Source organism: Brucella ciceri, from assembly GCF_041930145.1.
Classification (GTDB): domain Bacteria; phylum Pseudomonadota; class Alphaproteobacteria; order Rhizobiales; family Rhizobiaceae; genus Brucella; species Brucella intermedia.
Window position 1 is genome coordinate 1 of the sequence record NZ_JBHEEV010000009.1, and the last position, 16945, is coordinate 16945.

Below are 16945 nucleotides of genomic sequence, written 5' to 3' on the forward strand. Positions count from 1 at the left end.
TCGCGATGGCCGGGCTTTCAGCGCCGAGAAATATCTGCAGGGCCTGCCGGTCGGCGACCAGCAGCAGCCCGGCAAGGCCTTGACGCATGCGTTCTCAAGCATAGCTCAAAGCCGTTACTGATCTTCAATTACGCGGGGGATCGGATGACGAACTGAAAGACGGTTCCAGACGGATGGCCGAGCTATACAACGTACTTCCCGCGAAGCGGCGAACCATTCGTCAAGATCACACTCTAGGAGATTGATTATAACGCCACCTGATGATGTCAGGTTAAGCGTGCAGCCGACCAATGCGGTCAGTCGCTGACGGAGTTCGCGCATACCTCCATTCTACGATTCGCAGACAACGTGGTAAGTGGGCGGTTGATTGTCATGACTTCTGAAAGGTTTTCGGGTTTTTGCTTGGCTTTGTCTGAACCGGCTGCATCGGTTCCGGAAATGGTCTAACTGATCGACCGTGCCATGGCGGGCCATGCCCGCAGCTGGGGCGAAATGCGCGCCAGAAACATCTATGGCAACAGTATCGAGATCGGTAACCTCGATGTCGATGCTTACAGCCTCGGCCTACTGGACGCACAGCTGGGAAGACGAAGCCTATTTCGACGCTATCGTCATGCATTCATGGCTCCGCATTGATACGGAATCAGTCGCGGACTATAGTTCCTGCCTCCATGGCATGAATGGATGGTCTCTCGAAGCAGACAAGAAATTTTCGATCAGCGAAAAATGGGTGATCGAACCGCAGGCACAGATTTATTGGCAATACCAGCAGCCGATATTTCGACATCACTGGAGCGTCGTTTGAATATAGTGCTGGCAGTATTCAACGGCCCTTGGCGCCGCACACTTACTGCAATGGAAGGCAGATCTCCTTCTTAGTCACCCAGATTGATATCGAACAAGGCCATCATTTTTTCGCGCACTCTAGCCGTTCTGGTAGCAGATGATTTGTTTGGTGCAGTAGAACATTCAGGAAGTTCTGTGTAACAGGGTTGTCGGTTGAGAGGCTTACCGCATAGACATCAGCTACCAACGGGGGATGTTGAAGAGTCCGATAAATCACATTGGGACGCGATAGCTGGCTGACGGACTCAGGGGCTAGTGCAACACCGAATCCCGCCGCAACCAAACTGAGAAGCGAATATGACTCAACGACTTGCTGAGTGATACTCGGCACAAAACCGTTAGCGATACAGGCGTTCAGCAAATAGTTTGCAAAGCGGGAGTCCGCCAACCTTAGCGAGACATATTTTTCGTTGTTTAACCACTCAAGCCGAATGCTTTCGTGGTGTGCAAGACGATGATCAGCCGACAGAACAACGACGATCTTTTCGGGCCACGCCAGTTCAAGAGTGAGATCAGAATCTTCGGGCGGACTTCTGAGTATACTAAGCTCGGTTCGCCCGGCCTTCAGCGCAATGATTTGTTCTCCGGGAGACATCTCATGTGTGCGTACTTCAACGTCGGGATATTGAGCACAAAACGTATTCATTATATGGGCGAAATGACCAATCAAAATTGAGCCGGTTAGGCCTATATTCAGCACACCAGAATTTCCCTGACCAATTGATCTCGCGTGTTCAGATGCCATCTTTACTTGTTCGAGGATAGACAGCGCTCTTCGGCGGAACACTTCGCCAGCTTTGGTCAGTGTGACACGCCTGCTGGAGCGTTCGAACAAGTCCACGCCAAGTTCTATTTCCAATAGCTTTATCTGATGACTTAACGGCGGCTGCGATATCCCGAGCCGCTGGGCTGCTGTGGTGAAATTGAGCGCATCCGCCACTGCTAGAAAATACCGAAGATGTCGAAGCTCCATGGTCTCACCTCCATCCATATTTTCTTTGAATAGAGAGTAATCAATAAAATATTGGACGTCTAGGTTGTATCGTCAGATGCTATTGGAGGGCGATGGTGACAGGTAGTCCAACGAAGATACCTGACTGCATCGGAGCGGACCGTGTTGGATAACCCGCAGCGCTGATGCTAATAGCCCCATTGAGAGGGAGGATCAAATGGCGCGTTTTTTCAAGTCCCTGTTTGGGCAAGTTATCTTCGCATTAATCCTAGGTATATTGGTGGGCGTATTCTGGCCCCAGTTTGCTGTATCGTTAAAACCACTGGGCGATGGCTTCATTAAGCTCATTAAAATGATTATCGCTCCCTTGGTTTTCTGTGTTGTGGTCCACGGAATTGTTGGAGCCGGGGACCTGAAGAAGGTTGGCCGCGTGGGCTTGAAATCCCTGATCTATTTTGAAGCAGTTACCACAATCGCTCTCGTTCTGGGAATTATCCTCGCGTATACATTCTCACCGGGCAAGGGAATGAACGTCGACGTCAGCTCGCTCGACGCGACGGCCTTGACGACCTATACCGCAAACGCCGAACAGGTCACTGACACGGTTGGCTTCCTGATGAAGATTATTCCGACGACTGTTTTCAATGCGTTTACCACCGGAGACATTCTTCAGGTTCTGCTCATTTCGATTCTTTTCGGCGCTGGCCTGGCTCTCATGGGAGAAAAAGGCAGATCTGTGGGAAACATGATCGAAGAAGTGGGGGCCGTACTCTTTAAAATCATTGGGTTTATTGTGCGTCTTGCTCCGCTCGGCGTTCTGGGTGCGGTTTCCTTTACTGTCGGACGCTACGGCATTGCGTCGCTGCAACAACTCGGGTTTCTTGTATTGTTGTTTTACGCTGGCGTGTTTTTTTTCGTATTTGTTGTACTTGGTGCGATCCTGAGGATGGCCGGGTTCAGCATTATAAGCCTCATCAAGTATTTCCGGGAAGAATTGGCCGTCGTAACGGGAACAGCATCCTCGGATAGCGTCCTGCCGCAGGTCATGCGTAAACTGGAGGGATTGGGGATCAAGGATTCGACAGTTGGGCTGGTCATTCCAACGGGATATTCATTCAATCTGGATGCATTCTCACTCTACCTCACGCTTGTCGTTGTCTTCATCGCACAAGCGACCAATACCGATCTGTCATTCGGTCATATGCTGCTGATCCTTGGCGTCGCCTTGCTTACATCAAAAGGTGCGCACGGAATTCCAGGCTCAGCAATTGTCGTTCTCGCGGCGACGCTCTCGGCTATTCCCGACATTCCAATGATCGGGCTGGTCCTTGTCCTGTCGGTGGACTGGTTTGTCGGCATCGTCAGAGCTCTTGGAAACCTGATCGGAAACTGCGTGGCGACCGTGGTTATCGCGACCTGGGAAGGTGACATAGACAAGGAAAAGGCTGACCGCGTCCTTGCCGGCGAAAGAGATTTCGATACGTCGGTCGTTCTGACCGAACCAGCCTCGACCGTCGCCGTCAAAGTCAACAGCTGAGGACTAGCAATAAATCTAAAGAAATTGCGCCCGGCACCGTGCTGGGCGCGAGCCTCCCTTTTCCCGCGATCTACTCGCTGCATTTTAGAATTCGTGGAGAACGATTGTGAACAAACCAGCGTATTTTGCGCCTATCGGCGGTCATCCGGGTCAAACAGAATTATTGACAGGGCGTTCAATATTTACCCAAGCGTATGCCGTATTGCCAAAAGGAACAATGCGGGACATTGTCACCAGTTATCTTCCATTCTGGACTGGAACACGTCTCTGGGTTTTGGCGCGTCCCCTATCGGGATTTGCAGAAACATTTTCGCAATACATAATGGAAGTCCAGCCGGGAGGGGGAAGCGATCATCCTGAAACTGACGGCCGTGCGCAAAGCGTAATTTTTGTTCTCGACGGCACGGTGACACTGACCATTGAAAATGAACATCACGAGCTGGAGGCCGGGGGCTATGCATATATTCCAGCGGGAGCAGGCTGGAAGCTCCATAATACCGGTGACGTGGTCACTCGTTTTCACTGGATACGCAAACAGTACGAGATGTTGCATGGACTTACTTTTCCAGACCCAATAGTGGCAAACGAACGTGATATTCTGCCCACCCCTATGCCAGACACTGACGGGCGTTGGGCAACCACCAGATTTGTCGATCCCTCCGACATGCGGCACGACATGCATGTTACAATCGTTACGCTGGAGCCCGGCGCAGTAATCCCTTTTTGCGAAACCCACGTGATGGAACATGGGCTCTACGTGCTGGAGGGAAAAGCAGTTTACAAACTCAACAAGGATTGGGTTGAGGTAGAAGCAGGCGACTTTATGTGGCTTCGAGCGTTTTGCCCCCAGGCCTGCTATGCAGGTGGCCCGGGCAAGTTTCGATATCTGCTTTACAAGGATGTCAATCGACACGCCGAACTTCGGTACGGTTCCAGATAGTAGGCCCCGATGTCACTGGCATGGATTGCGTCTACTTGTGTAACGTAGCGAGGCCCGCGACGGCAACAGGCCTGGTTATAACGTTCGAGTTCGATTTTGAGAATTGCGACGGCCCGTTTGTGGCAAGTTCCCGTCATTAGAGCTAGGCTAGGTTCACCCAAATAGAAGGACTCGACTTCCGCCTCAAGTGATTGCCCATCACAGGATCTGTTCAAATGCCCTCTATTCGTTGCAGATACTGATCGTAGTTCCGCAAAATCCGTCATAACATTCCGGCTTCTTTTGCGTGAACGCCAGATCAATTCCAGCCGATGGCAGGGAGATGGCTTCGCGATCCAGCCGAGTTAGTTCTCCTGTCTCTGAATTTCCTTCAACATCAGCAAAGCAATCATCTCTGCCGACGGCATCAGGTCTCGCTAAGAAATTGGATGGCGAATGAACTGGATGACGGTACCCACGAGACACGTCGCGAAGAACTCGGGGTGACGTCGGCGCGAAATGTCCTGCCCTGCCTGCGCCGGAAGCAGTCGATCACACGGTAATGCTTGAACACGGGAAACTGGAACAGTTGATGTGTCGGACGGCGCGAAAGGTGGTCCTTTCACGGCTGCAGCAATCGTGGCAGGGCCTAAACACGGAAGCGCCACAGTTGCCGGAACTCATGTATCGTTCGTTCTTGAGACAGGTTTCCGCGGAACAGCAGTCGTCAAATATACGCTAGCGAATTCATTTGGCACGTCTGCTGTCCATACGATCAAGTTCCTCATGGCAGCAAGGCCGGGATATAGCCAAGGATCAGGAAGTGATTGGCATCCTTACGGCGCAAGTACAGTCAACGCGACGCATGGCACGCGACCAGTCTAACAATTTCGCCAGCCGAATGGAGAAACTGCACAATGAAGGAGACGGAGCCAGACGGAGTGATCTCGGTGGCGTCCGGTTGGGTTTTGCATCGGAAAAGGATGACCAATTAGCTAAGGCGTCTCGAACATCGCTGAACGAATTTGGAGAGACGGGGCAGACCGCATTCAACAACAAGATAGCTATCTGGTCTGGAGGATATGTGAACTTTGGTGACTTCAACGCCGACGAAACCGCGATCTCATCCACGACCGTCGGTGCCTCAGGAGGCATCGATTACCGTTTTTCATAATCCTTCGTTGCGGGCTTTGGTTTTGGTTACGGACGTGACAAATCCGATGTCGGTTCGGAAGGTCCTGAAAGCGAGGCGAAGGCTATTTCAGCAGCGGTATATGGATACTATCATCCATCAACCGGTATCTTCATTGACGGTCTTGCGGGCTACTCGTCGCTGGACTTCTCCAGCAGGAGATTTGTGACGCCCACGGGAGAGTATGCAATCGGTGATCGGAAGGGAGGTCAGCTTTTCGGGGCGATCACGTAGGATATGAATTCCGGAAGCACAAGCTCCTCATTTCTCCGTATGTCCGCGTTGAGGGCGCTTATGCGAAGCTAGATGCTTTTGACGAACTAAGTGGTCCCCCATGCTATCAGTTACAGCGACCAAGCTGTATCCAGCCTGGCCGGTGTGCTCGGGTGCGCCTCAAATATGAATTCGATATCAGGTTCGCCAGCGTCCAGCCCTCAGTTAGGATTAAATACACCTGCGACTTCGATAGTAGTTCACGTGCCAATGCTGGGCACACTGACCTCGTCGGGTTGACCAGTGTCATCGATATTGATGGCTCCGATAATGAACGCTTGGCACTTGGTTTGGTGTCGACACGAGCTTTGACAATGGGCTCACTTGGCATCGATTACCGCTACAGCACAGGCAATTCAGAAGGTAATCATGGCATCGGCTTGAGGTTGAAATCAACTTTTTGAATTTTGAGAAAAAAGCGTCGTGTTTTTGAAAAAACAAGTGGTGCTCAAAAATCGCCTTGAACCTGCAGATTGGGAGGCTTGTACCATTGGCTTTCGTCAATCTGGACCATGAACCCCTTTGGGTGCCAAAAGGACCAATACCCCACCTCATCTGGACAACGCCGAATGCTTGCGTCGCCGATGGTTTTGAAATGGGGAAGACCGACCGATCTGGTTCCAAGCTAATCATCGCTGTACTTCTGGAGCTTGCGCACAGCAATGCCGTCGTATCCTCGCCGGATTTCGTGCACGCCGGCAAGCCCATCGTTCCCACCGACCTCAACCGCTTCCGCTGTATCTGGACGCGCTTACAAGACGGAGCGATGTTTCGATGGCGTTTGAAAAGGACTGGCTGCCGTTGATATGCAAGGCTCCATAATCCTTGACGAGCCAAGCCTTGTTCGCGCTGCCGCTTAGAATGGAAGCGGCCCTAGCTATCTCATGGAAGCCGATGTACGTGAGGACATTGGGGACGGGTTCGCGCGTGTTTTCGGGGATTGGACGCCGCCCCTTGTGTCTCGCGCGCTCTATTATCTCAAAGCCGAGGCTTCGAGATAGGCCAGGTCCGACGTCAGTGCGCAGTGTGTTTTCGCCCAAGCTTAATTGACCAGATGACACAGCGTCTCGACATCCTGGTCCGTCAAAATCCCGGCCAGCATGTCGCGGCGGTTCATCGGCAGGATCGCTGCAATCGTATCGAGTGCTTGTGCGATGTTCGATTGGAGCGTCAGCAGTCATGGGTAAGCCCTCGATGATTCTGGGTGAAGTTTGAGGACGGTCTTTCCGAAATCCTGTCCCTTGAACAGAAGTGTTGACAGCAGCGACAGCATAGGAAGACCGTCTCCCATGTTCAGACCGGCGGCCACCGTCCCATGACGAAATTCATTGAGATGATGAACCGTTGCAGTGTCTCTGATCAGGCTACCGACAGAAAAGCGAATTTCTCTGCAAAGAGCGACAAGACGGTCTCGTTACCCCTTGCCGACAATCTGCTCGCTTCAGAGTGTGACTAAAATTGAATGCACCAACGACTTTTATAGAACGAAACTGGGTGCTTCCCTTTTGTCGTCCTTTCGATGCGAATAAGTGAGGTGCCGAATTAAACATCCTCGGCGCCCGAACGACTAATATGGCGTTTGAGCAAAGCGGCGGCAAATTCAAAGTCCTTGTTCTCGATGGCTTCCAGAATGCCTAAGTGATCTCTACAAGCCCTGCGGATGCGTTCTTCGCCCAAACGGTCAAAATCAGAATATTCGGTCATGCGGCGCAGATAATTTTGCCAACGCACAGATTGCGTAAAAAAGCGATTATTCGCCCACGAAACAATGGTTTCGTGGAAGTTCGCATTGGCGTTGAACCAAAGATCCCTTGTGAGGCTTCTAATAGGCAGTACCGAAATTTCTATTTGCTCGCGCTGTAAGGCGGCAAGCTGGTTGAGATCGGGCATATAATCTGGTTGCGAAAGCGCACCGCACTCGATCACCAGACGGAAGGCGTAGCTTTCATTGACCGCGCGCTCATTATCGAGAGACTCTGCAAAGCGCCAGCCATGGCCCGGAAGGCGTTCTGCCAGACCTTCGGTGGCAAAGCGCATCAGAACCCGGCGCACCGCGCCGCGTGTCGCACCCAACTGATCGGCAAGTTCGGTTTCTGATACCTCGTCGCCAACCGCGCCAGACGCGCGCGCGCTCATCAGACGCCGGTAGAGTTCTTCCGACTCCGATGGGGGCAGTAGATTGTCGTTGAGTTCGTTCGGCTCGGGAATGCGGTGCAACTGATATCCGCGATTGGGCGTTTGACTGACAATACCTTGCTTTACAAGAAGATTGAGCACCTGTCGCACGGGCGACCGCGATACACGGAGCTCTTTTGCAATGGCAACATCCGACAGCCGGTCGCCAATATTCCAGCGTGCAGCGGATATGAGCGAGACCATTTTATGTGCGACCTCCGCCTGAAGACTGCTCAGACCGATTTCGCCTTCCGTTGATCTCTCAACGTCCATATTCATGCGCAGCGCCCCCTGAATGCGTTCATCCATGAACCTGTGCTCAAAGAATACGGGATATTTCGCAACAGACCATTTCTTTCTCGTATAGCCTATCCCATTGGGACGACAGGCGAATATTCCTGCAGGAATGGTGAAAACACATTGTTTCTGACATTAACAAAAAACTGTTGACTCTGCAATAATTGAATGTGATTTGTATTAAGTAGATATAAAATACAAAACATGGATTGAATATGTCAGTTGTCCCATTTCCATTCGTTACAGTTTCGGGCGTGCCGGAAGAGCGCGGGCGCCAATATGGGGTGCTGGCAGCAGAACGCATCCGGCGCAGCGCTGGTCTTTATTCCGGCACGCTCGACGCGTTTGGTCTTTCGCCTGAACGCAGGCAAAGCCTCATCGAAGAATTTGCCGGCCGGATCGAGGAATTCGACGCGTCCTATGTCGAGGAAATGCGCGGTATCGCCAAAGGCGCGGATGTGCCGTTTGAGCAGATCGTCATGATCAATGCACGAACGGAAGTCGTTGCGATGGCGCGCGCGGAAACGGGTTCGCCTGATCCTGAAGAGCAGGATGATGGCTGTACCGGTGCTCTCATCATGCCTGCAAAAAGTGCCTCTGGTAATCTGGTTCATGGTCAGAACTGGGACTGGCGTTCTGAATGTGTGGAAACCGGTATCGTGCTACGTGTTCGCAACACTAACGGCCCCGATTTTGTGACGTTTGTCGAGGCTGGTGGACTGGCGCGCAGCGGCTTCAATGAAGCAGGAATTTCGATCACCGCCAATTATCTCGAATGCGAACGCGACTATAAGAAGCTGGGCGTTCCTCTCGGCCTCGTGCGCCGAAAGGTGCTTGAACAGGAGCATTTTGCAAAAGCAATCAAAGCTGTGGCTTCGACACCAAAATCCTGCTCCAACAATATCATGATTGCGACGAGTGCCGGTTTCGGCATCGATTTTGAATGCGCGCCGGATGAATCCTTCCCGATCCTGCCGGAGAATGATCTGATCGTTCATGCCAATCATTGGGTCAGTCCGATCGCGTTGACGAAGTTGCGCGACACCGGCATCCCGTTTGTACCTGAAAGCTTCTACCGCGATTGGCGCGTTCGCCAGTTACTTGAATCACATGTTGGAAAAATTGGCCGTAAGGAGTTGAAGGAAGCTCTGTTTGACGATTTCCTGACACCTTATGCTGTCTGCCGCCCGCCACGTTCTGGCAATCACGACAATATCACGGCCACAGTTGCTATGGTGGTGATGGAAGCAGCGCTTGGCATGATGGAAATCGCGCCGCTGCCTGCTTTGAACCGCCAGTTTGCGACCTACTGTCTGCAGGATTATACGCCGCTACCGTCCGATGCCGCGCCACGCGCGAAATCCCTCTTTATCGAAGGCTAAAGAAATGCTGCGCTTTGCGCTTTCCAGAATAGGCATGGCCATTCCAACATTGCTGATCGTGGCAGTGGCTGTGTTTGTGATTGTCCGGTTGATACCGGGCGATCCTGCAGCCCTGATGCTGGGTGATTCTGCAGATGCTGCGACGCTGGCCGCGCTGCGCGAGCAGTTGGGCCTCGATCACAGCATCTTCACCCAGTTTCTGATCTGGGGCGGCAATGTTCTGCATGGCGATCTTGGCGTTTCCATTGCCAACCAGCAGTCGGTTCTTTCGCTGGTTCTGGAGCGCTTTTCGGTAAGTGCACGTATTGTCTTGTCAGCAGTGGTGCTTTCTACGCTTGTCGCTGTTCCGCTTGGAATGGTCGCCGCCTGGAAGCAGAACAGCCTGACTGATCTGACGCTTGTGACCTGTGCCACCTTGCTGCTTTCGGTTCCGGCATTCTGGATGGGCTTGCTGTTGTTGCTGGCCTTTGGCCTCAAGCTCGGCTGGTTACCGGTTGTCGGCTATGTCAGCTTTGGTGAGAACCCATGGAAAGCGTTTCTCTATCTGGTTTTGCCGATCACCACACTGTTTCTGCATGAAATCGGCGTCATTCTGCGGATGGCGCGCGCCTCGACGCTTGAAGTGCTGAACCTTGATTACATTACCCATGCCCGCGCCAAGGGACTGTCGGAAGCAACCGTGATGTGGCGTCATGCTTTCCGTAATGCGTTTGGCCCGACCTGGACACTGTTGGGGCTGATCCTTGGCAATCTGCTTGGCGGTATCGCTGTTGTGGAAACTGTCTTCACGATTCCCGGACTTGGCAGGCTTCTCGTCGATGCCATCTTTGCTCGGGATTATCCCCTCATTCAGGGCTGTTTGCTGTTCACAGCCTGCGTTTATGTGCTGGTCAATCTGCTCGTGGACCTTCTCTATCCGCTCTTCGACCCGAAGGTGACGGCGAAATGAAAAATCCCTCTCTCAACGCGATTATTGGCGGAATTCTGACCGCAACGCTTCTCACGATAGCGGTGGTAGGTTCCTTCTGGACGCCTTACAACCCGCTGGCACTGGACTTTACCGCGCGCCTTGCGCCGCCAAGCGCTGTGCATTGGCTAGGAACGGATGAATTTGGGCGCGACCAGCTGAGCCGCCTTATGAGAGGCGCATCGGCCAGTGTTTCAATCAGCGTGTTCACAGTCTTTCTCGCCACCCTCGGCGGTGTACTTATCGGGGCGATCAGCGGCTTCTTGCGTGGCTGGTTCGACCGGCTGTTGATGATGGTCAATGATGCTCTGCTGGCATTTCCCGGCATATTGATGGCGCTTGGTCTGCTGGCCGTCTTCGGTGCCAACAAGAATGGCATCATCTTGGCACTTGCCCTGGCCTATATGTCTTCGGTGATCCGCGTGGTCCGTGGCACGGTTTTGAGCCTGCGTGAACGGGAGTTCGTTGAGGCTTCCCGCGTCATGGGCAACTCGGAAATCTATACGATGGTGCGCCATATTCTGCCCAACTGTCTGGCACCGGTTCTGGTCATGGCAACGTCCATGTGCGGCTGGGCAATTCTCGCAGAAAGTTCGCTCAGCTTTTTGGGTCTGGGTGTGCCGCCGCCAGCGCCCACTTGGGGCAACATGCTGGCCGGAAGCCGCAATTTCATTGAGCAGGCTGTTTGGCTTGGTATTTTCCCCGGCCTCGCAATTTCGCTGTCGCTGCTTGGTATTAATCTTCTTGGAGACGCGTTGCGCGATCGCCTCGACCCACGCATGAGGAAGCGCTCATGACTTCCGCACCCCTGCTTGAAATCGACGATGTAAGCCTGCGTGTTGGTGATAGTGCGCTGGAGATCGTCAAGCGCGCTTCCTTCTCCATAGAAGCTGGCGAAATTCTCGGCATCGTTGGTGAATCCGGCTCTGGAAAAACCATGCTCGCGCGGGCGGTCATGGGGCTGGTTCCGGCGTCCATTAAAACAAGTCATGGTGCGATCCGCTTCAAGGGTCAGAACGTGTCAACGATGTCGCCGACCGCTTTGCGCGGGCTCCGTGGCGATGGTATTGCCATGATTTTTCAGGAGCCGATGACTTCGCTCACCCCGTCACTGACTATCGGGCGGCAGCTTGAAGAAGGGCTTGAACTGCACTTTCCGGCCGAGAAGGCGCAACATGCCGAATGGATCAGAGCCATGTTGTTGCGTGTTGGTATTGCCGATCCTGATCGGGCAATTGAGGCGTTCCCACATGAGTTCTCAGGCGGAATGCGCCAGCGCATCATGATCGCCTGCGCGATGCTCATGAAGCCAGATCTGCTGATCGCGGACGAGCCGACCACTGCGCTTGATGCAGTTATCCAGCGCGAGGTTATGGAGTTGCTGGTCGATCTCACGCGGGAACGCGGCACGACCGTTTTGCTGATTAGTCACGATCTTCCAATGATTGCGCGCTATTCCAATCGTGTGGTTGTGATGCGCCATGGTGAAGTGGTTGAAACGGGCGATACCGCTGATGTTCTGGCAAAGCCTCGGCATGATTACACCCGCAACCTACTCTCGACATTGCCGGTTCGTGGACCTTCGCGCGTGGTTCCAAAGGCTGATCCGCTGATCAGCGTGCGCGATCTTGTTGTCGATTTTGAAGCCCGGGGTGGCTGGTTCAAGAAAACTGGCGGCAAACGAGCTCTGCATGGGGTTACTATTGACGTCCTGCCAAACGAGGTTGTCGCCGTGGTTGGCGGTTCCGGTTCGGGCAAGACTACAGCCGCGCGGGTGATGGCCGGACTAGTCAGGCCGAGCGAAGGGAAGCTGTTGTTCAAGGGGCAGCCTGTCGAGAGACGTTCATCCCAATATCACGAATATCGTTATCATACGCAGATGGTGTTTCAGGACCCTTATTCATCGCTCGACCCGCGTATGAAAGTGGGTGAGTTGGTCGGCGAGGCCCTTCGTTTCTCGAAAGAGCTTTCCTCCAGCCAGAAAGTGGATCGTATTCGCGAAACACTGGAGGACGTTGGCCTCGGTGGAGATTATGCCAATCGTTATGCGCATGAAATGTCGGGTGGTCAGCGTCAGCGCGTGGCGATTGCGCGCGCACTCGTGCGACGTCCCGCTTTTGTCATCGCCGATGAAGCAGTCTCGGCACTTGACGTAACGGTGCGCGCGCAGGTTCTCGATCTCTTCGCCAAGCTGCAGCAGAGCTATGGCTTCGGCTGCCTGTTCATTACCCATGATCTGGGCGTGGTTGAACAAATTGCCGATCGTGTGGTCGTCATGAACGATGGTCGTATCATCGAGCAGGGAACGCGCGACGAGATTTTCGACGCGCCACAAAACGACTATACCCGCCGACTTTTGTCAGCCATTCCAATGCTCGAACTGACGGGCGAGGGCGGCGTCAAACTCAAATGGCGGGGCAATAATGCAAATACGAAACCGGGAGAGGCGGGCGGTCATGTCCATCACTGAGGAAAAGCCTGTCACCAAGCGGCAGGGCCATGGTAAAAAGCTCAGCTTCTACGATTTCGGGGCGACCACGTTTTTTGCAAGTCAGTTCGATCAGCGTTTCAGTTACTGCCTTTATGTCCCCGAGGACTATGATGAAGACGGCACCGAGACGCACGAACTGCTCGTCATCATTCACGGGACGGGACGGACGGCGGCACAATACCGCGATCACTTCGCAAATTTTGCGCGAGAGAACCGCTGCATTGTACTGGCACCGCTGTTTCCAGCCGGCATCGTCGTGAAGGGCGATCTTGCCAATTACAAGCGCATTGAGTTCCAAGGCATTCGCTTTGACCATATTCTGCTGTCGATGATCGACGAGGTGGCCGCCAAATATCGCCTTAAAAGCAATCGCGCCCTCATGTACGGCTTTTCGGGCGGCGGGCAGTTCTGCCAGCGCTTTTTCATGCTGCATCCTCATAGGCTCAAGGCGGTCTCTATCGGAGCGCCGGGCGTCGTAACTCTGCTCAACTCTGATTATGACTGGTGGGTTGGCGTTCGCGATGTTGAAGCACGTTTTGGCTGCCGCCTCGATCTTGAAGCGATGAAGGCCGTGACGGTTCAAACAGTGATCGGTGAGGAAGACACCGCAACCTGGGAAATCGGCATCCCGCATAACAGCGCGCTTTGGATGGACGGAGCTGATCTGCAAGGCGAGTGTCGCATTGACCGTATTGAAGCACTGGCAAAGTCGTTTGAAGCGCGTGGCATCGCGGTTCACCGGGACAGGGTGCCGGGCGTAGCTCACGAGCCTTTCAAAGTGTTGGAGCCTGTCGAAGCGTTTTTCGCGGATATGCTCAGATCACAAAGCTGACCCATGCCGCAAAATGAAAAACAAAAGGGGAAACAAAATGTTCAATTCAATCTCACTAGGCTCTGCACTTAGCATTGCGCTATTTGGGCTCAGCATCACATCCCACCAGGTACTTGCTGCAGACGAGGAAACCTTGCGTGTCGCCATTCACTCTGATGTTGCGAGCATCAATCCGGGCGTTAATCGCGATGCAAATGCCGATATGGTTGTTGCCCATATTGCCGAAGGTCTGGTCGCTTATGGCGACGATCTCGCAATCAAGCCGATGCTGGCAGAGAGCTGGACCTCGAATGCCGATCATACGGTCTATGAATTCAAATTGCGCAAAGGCGTCAAGTTCCAGAATGGCAAAGACCTGACTGCCAAGGATGTCGTCTGGAATTTCGAGCGTTATCTCAAGCCGGATACAGCGTTTCAATGCGTCAATCGCTATAGTGGCAAGGTCGATTCCGAGTTGAAGACGGTCGAGGCTGTTGATGACAACACGGTGCGCTTCAGCTTCGCAGCTCCTGCGCCAAACTTTGTCATCACCATGGCTACCATCCAGTGTACCCCTTGGATACTGAGCCCGGAATCCGTTGATGCGGATGGCAAGTTTGTAAAGCCGATTGGTACAGGTCCCTATGCTTTTTCCAAATGGGAGCGTGGCCGTTATCTGGACCTGACCCGTTTCGATGATTATTCGGCTCTGTCCGGCGATCTCGACGGTCTGGGAGGGAACAAGAAAGGTCATGTAAAGACCATTCAGTTCATGACTGTTCCAGATTCCAGCACGCGCACGAATGGTCTGCTTTCCGGTGAGATCGACTTCATCGATGAGGTGGAGCCGACTGGCGTCAAGGATCTGGAAGCGAAGGGTATGAAGATCAATGTGCAGCAGACGCCTGCATGGATGGTGCTTCAACTTCAGTCCACTTCCGATAAGCTGAAAGATCCACAGATGCGTCAGGCAATTGCTCACGCCATCGATCTTAACCAACTGGCAGCGGCGATCGGTGAGGGCATGTACGCGCCAAACCCGTCGGTCATTGCACCAAACACCATCTATTCGGATAATCAGGCGTCTGCCTGGCCGGCATATGATCCAGCCAAAGCGCAGGATCTGCTGACCAAGGCAGGCTATAAGGGCGAACCGATCAGCCTTCTGGTCGCCAACCGCCAGAACCGCGTGCAGGTTGCCACGATCGTTCAGGCATTCCTTGCAGCCTCCGGGATAAATGCGCAGCTCGAAGTGCGTGACTGGGCGACCCAGCTCGATCAGTATCGTCGGGGCGCATACGAACTTGCCGTTTTCGCTTATTCGGCTCGCCTTGATCCGCTGTTGTCTTTCCAGTCGATGATCGGTGACAAGAAGGCTGATGCCGCGCGCCAGTGGGATGATGCCAGGGCGGAAGACCTTCTCAAGCAGGTTTCAGCGAAGAGTGATGTCGAAGAACGCAAGAAGCTCTTCAACGAACTCAACACACTGATGGGCGAGCAGGTTCCGATCCTTGGTCTGGTAAACTTGCCATCGATCACAGCTGCTGGCCCAAAAGTGAACGATTTCAAGGGCTGGGCTGGTGATACGCTTCGTTTCTGGACAGTCAGCAAGACACAGTAAAACGCTCCGCTTTGCGAGCTTAGCATTGGGATAACCCCATGACGTCTACATCCTTTGACTACACCCGGACCGACGCTGTCGGTTTGGGAGAGGCCATTCGCGCAAAAATTCTGTCTCCGCATGAGGCTGTTCATGAGGCATTTGCAGCGATTGATCGGTGCAATCCCAAGCTGAATGCTGTGATCCATGAGATGCGCGATCAGGCGGAAGAACAGCTTAAATCGCTGCCAGCGGGTCCGCTCAGCGGTGTTCCGGTTTTGTTGAAGGACGATTGCCCTTCCTATGCCGGTGCAGCAATGTCCTTTGGATGTCGTGCGGCCGAGGGAAATATCTCGCAGCGCGATCACGAGCTCGTCAAACGGTACAAATCTGCTGGTCTGGTTGTGGTAGGCAAGACCAATTTGCCCGAGTTTTCCTGCAATATCGCAACGGAATCCTCGCTGCATGGTCCTGCACTTAATCCCTGGAATGTGACACGCAGCATTGGCGGTTCTTCCGGCGGCGCTGCTGCGGCTGTTGCCGCGCGTATGGTGCCTGTAGCCTATGGCAATGACGGAGCAGGCTCGATCCGTATCCCCGCATTTTGTGGGGGGCTTTTCGGGTTGCGTCCGTCGCGTGGGCGTGTCCCATGCGGTCCGGTCTCGACAGAAAACTGGGGTGGAATGGTCAGCCATCATGTGCTGACGCGTTCGGTTCGCGATTCCGCAATGATGCTTGATTTGACAGATGCGCTTGAACCAGGTTCGCTTTACGCAGCCCCAGCCAAAACGGACCTGTTCGTCAACAGTGTCAAAATGGCGCCGCGGAAGCTTCGTATTGGCGTCTGGCAGAAGTCCGACCTTCGTCGTGATGTGGACGAGCAGACGGTCGCAGCACTGGAGGCCACGATCGCGCTGTGCAAACAGCTGGGACATAGCATTGTTCGGGTGAAGCCTGATTTTGACGGCGTTCAGCTTGCAGATGCCGTACAAAAACTGATCGCCGTTTACACCGCAATTGAAGTGACGGATGTTGCCACGACGATGGCAAAGCCTGCCAATGACCTCTATTTTGAGCCTTCAAATCTGGGGTTGGCCGCTTATGGCAATGGCTTGACTGCGACAGAGGTTATTCAAGCGCGTTTGACCGCGAACGGTACGGCGCGCAGCTTTGGTCGTCTGTTTGAAGAATGCGATGTGGTGCTAAGTCCGGTGATGCCGGTTGGATCATTTCCGCTTGGCATGCTCGATGTGCGCTCACCCGATTGGAAGGGTTTTGCCCGGCAGTTTCTGGAGCTGACAACCTTCACTCATCCGGTCAACGCTGCCGGCTTGCCTGCGATGAGCGTTCCACTTCACGAAACGTCTGATGGCCTGCCAATCGGCAGCCAGTTCATTGCCCCTTATGGGGCTGAAAATCTTCTATTCGAACTTGCAGGTCAGTTGGAGGCCATGTGCCCCTGGTCGGATCGAATACCCGCCGTTCACGCCTGAAATCAAGAGA

General features: G+C 53.5%; 15 protein-coding genes and 3 pseudogenes. 15 read left to right on the forward strand and 3 right to left on the reverse strand.

The features are described 5' to 3' along the window. Window positions 1–285: 285 nt before the first annotated feature. Both JNC63_RS16845 and JNC63_RS16850 read left to right on the forward strand, forming a co-directional pair. Window positions 286–447, forward strand: a pseudogene (locus JNC63_RS16845) (DUF1778 domain-containing protein); the annotation flags it as partial. 94 nt (window positions 448–541) lie between these two features. Beyond that, on the forward strand, window positions 542–805 hold the full coding sequence (locus JNC63_RS16850) for an autotransporter domain-containing protein (RefSeq protein ID WP_245670626.1): 264 nt from the start codon (window positions 542–544) through the stop codon (window positions 803–805). 102 nt (window positions 806–907) lie between these two features. Here the strand turns inward: JNC63_RS16850 and JNC63_RS16855 are convergent, their stop codons facing one another. Continuing rightward, window positions 908–1819 (reverse strand): LysR substrate-binding domain-containing protein, encoded by a 912-nt coding sequence (locus JNC63_RS16855; RefSeq protein ID WP_050791029.1) that lies wholly within the window; start codon window positions 1817–1819, stop codon window positions 908–910. A 196-nt stretch (window positions 1820–2015) separates the two neighbouring features. Between JNC63_RS16855 and JNC63_RS16860 the strand changes: the two genes are divergently transcribed. The 6 genes and pseudogenes from JNC63_RS16860 (at window position 2016) to JNC63_RS16885 (ending at window position 6524) form a co-directional block, all read left to right on the forward strand. After that, window positions 2016–3335, forward strand: coding sequence for a C4-dicarboxylate transporter DctA (locus tag JNC63_RS16860; RefSeq protein ID WP_006469370.1), 1320 nt, complete (start codon window positions 2016–2018; stop codon window positions 3333–3335). Between the two features lie 106 nt (window positions 3336–3441). Beyond that, complete coding sequence (locus JNC63_RS16865) at window positions 3442–4275, forward strand: bifunctional allantoicase/(S)-ureidoglycine aminohydrolase (protein WP_006469369.1); 834 nt, start codon at window positions 3442–3444, stop codon at window positions 4273–4275. A gap of 618 nt (window positions 4276–4893) precedes the next feature. After that, complete coding sequence (locus JNC63_RS16870) at window positions 4894–5139, forward strand: hypothetical protein (RefSeq protein ID WP_374846589.1); 246 nt, start codon at window positions 4894–4896, stop codon at window positions 5137–5139. Then, window positions 5060–5428, forward strand: coding sequence for a hypothetical protein (locus JNC63_RS16875; RefSeq protein ID WP_374846590.1), 369 nt, complete (start codon window positions 5060–5062; stop codon window positions 5426–5428). The genes JNC63_RS16870 and JNC63_RS16875 overlap by 80 nt, the downstream gene beginning before the upstream one ends. Window positions 5429–5491: 63 nt before the next feature. Continuing rightward, window positions 5492–5680: pseudogene (locus tag JNC63_RS16880) on the forward strand (autotransporter domain-containing protein); the annotation flags it as partial. Window positions 5681–6209: 529 nt separating this feature from the next. Continuing rightward, complete coding sequence (locus JNC63_RS16885) at window positions 6210–6524, forward strand: type 2 periplasmic-binding domain-containing protein (protein WP_006470546.1); 315 nt, start codon at window positions 6210–6212, stop codon at window positions 6522–6524. Window positions 6525–6698: 174 nt separating this feature from the next. Here JNC63_RS16885 and JNC63_RS16890 read toward each other — a convergent pair. Both JNC63_RS16890 and JNC63_RS16895 read right to left on the reverse strand, forming a co-directional pair. Beyond that, window positions 6699–6836 (reverse strand): annotated as a pseudogene (locus JNC63_RS16890) (integrase); the annotation flags it as partial. A gap of 425 nt (window positions 6837–7261) precedes the next feature. Next, the gene (locus JNC63_RS16895; RefSeq protein WP_006470548.1) at window positions 7262–8203 is read right to left on the reverse strand and encodes a GntR family transcriptional regulator; all 942 of its coding nucleotides are present in this window, start codon (window positions 8201–8203) and stop codon (window positions 7262–7264) included. Window positions 8204–8406: 203 nt separating this feature from the next. Here JNC63_RS16895 and JNC63_RS16900 point away from each other — a divergent pair, with 203 nt between their 5' ends. Genes JNC63_RS16900 through JNC63_RS16930 form a run of 7 tightly spaced genes read left to right on the forward strand, consistent with a single transcriptional unit; the run spans window position 8407 to window position 16935 of the window. Beyond that, window positions 8407–9573: a C45 family autoproteolytic acyltransferase/hydrolase gene (locus tag JNC63_RS16900; protein WP_230349654.1), complete on the forward strand. Its 1167-nt coding sequence runs from the start codon at window positions 8407–8409 to the stop codon at window positions 9571–9573. A 4-nt stretch (window positions 9574–9577) separates the two neighbouring features. Next, a complete protein-coding gene (locus JNC63_RS16905) occupies window positions 9578–10522 on the forward strand; it encodes an ABC transporter permease (protein WP_006470550.1) in 945 nt (314 codons plus the stop codon). Continuing rightward, window positions 10519–11337, forward strand: coding sequence for an ABC transporter permease (locus tag JNC63_RS16910; protein WP_006469357.1), 819 nt, complete (start codon window positions 10519–10521; stop codon window positions 11335–11337). Before JNC63_RS16905 ends, JNC63_RS16910 begins: the two co-directional genes overlap by 4 nt. Further along, a complete protein-coding gene (locus tag JNC63_RS16915) occupies window positions 11334–13010 on the forward strand; it encodes a dipeptide ABC transporter ATP-binding protein (RefSeq protein WP_006469356.1) in 1677 nt (558 codons plus the stop codon). The genes JNC63_RS16910 and JNC63_RS16915 overlap by 4 nt, the downstream gene beginning before the upstream one ends. Continuing rightward, window positions 12997–13863 (forward strand): alpha/beta hydrolase family protein, encoded by an 867-nt coding sequence (locus tag JNC63_RS16920; protein ID WP_006470551.1) that lies wholly within the window; start codon window positions 12997–12999, stop codon window positions 13861–13863. Before JNC63_RS16915 ends, JNC63_RS16920 begins: the two co-directional genes overlap by 14 nt. Window positions 13864–13900: 37 nt before the next feature. After that, window positions 13901–15463, forward strand: coding sequence for an ABC transporter substrate-binding protein (locus tag JNC63_RS16925; protein WP_006470552.1), 1563 nt, complete (start codon window positions 13901–13903; stop codon window positions 15461–15463). A gap of 38 nt (window positions 15464–15501) precedes the next feature. Continuing rightward, window positions 15502–16935 (forward strand): amidase, encoded by a 1434-nt coding sequence (locus JNC63_RS16930; RefSeq protein ID WP_006469354.1) that lies wholly within the window; start codon window positions 15502–15504, stop codon window positions 16933–16935. Window positions 16936–16945: the final 10 nt, after the last annotated feature.

Excerpts from the sequence above, each read along its gene's own strand:
- JNC63_RS16850 (WP_245670626.1), top strand. The coding sequence starts at position 542 with ATGTCGATGCTTACAGCCTCGGCCTACTGGACGCACAGCTGGGAAGAC.
- JNC63_RS16855 (WP_050791029.1), bottom strand. The coding sequence starts at position 1,819 with ATGGAGCTTCGACATCTTCGGTATTTTCTAGCAGTGGCGGATGCGCTC.
- JNC63_RS16860 (WP_006469370.1), top strand. The coding sequence starts at position 2,016 with ATGGCGCGTTTTTTCAAGTCCCTGTTTGGGCAAGTTATCTTCGCATTA.
- JNC63_RS16895 (WP_006470548.1), bottom strand. The coding sequence starts at position 8,203 with ATGGATGAACGCATTCAGGGGGCGCTGCGCATGAATATGGACGTTGAG.
- JNC63_RS16900 (WP_230349654.1), top strand. The coding sequence starts at position 8,407 with ATGTCAGTTGTCCCATTTCCATTCGTTACAGTTTCGGGCGTGCCGGAA.
- JNC63_RS16905 (WP_006470550.1), top strand. The coding sequence starts at position 9,578 with ATGCTGCGCTTTGCGCTTTCCAGAATAGGCATGGCCATTCCAACATTG.
- JNC63_RS16910 (WP_006469357.1), top strand. The coding sequence starts at position 10,519 with ATGAAAAATCCCTCTCTCAACGCGATTATTGGCGGAATTCTGACCGCA.
- JNC63_RS16915 (WP_006469356.1), top strand. The coding sequence starts at position 11,334 with ATGACTTCCGCACCCCTGCTTGAAATCGACGATGTAAGCCTGCGTGTT.
- JNC63_RS16920 (WP_006470551.1), top strand. The coding sequence starts at position 12,997 with ATGTCCATCACTGAGGAAAAGCCTGTCACCAAGCGGCAGGGCCATGGT.
- JNC63_RS16925 (WP_006470552.1), top strand. The coding sequence starts at position 13,901 with ATGTTCAATTCAATCTCACTAGGCTCTGCACTTAGCATTGCGCTATTT.
- JNC63_RS16930 (WP_006469354.1), top strand. The coding sequence starts at position 15,502 with ATGACGTCTACATCCTTTGACTACACCCGGACCGACGCTGTCGGTTTG.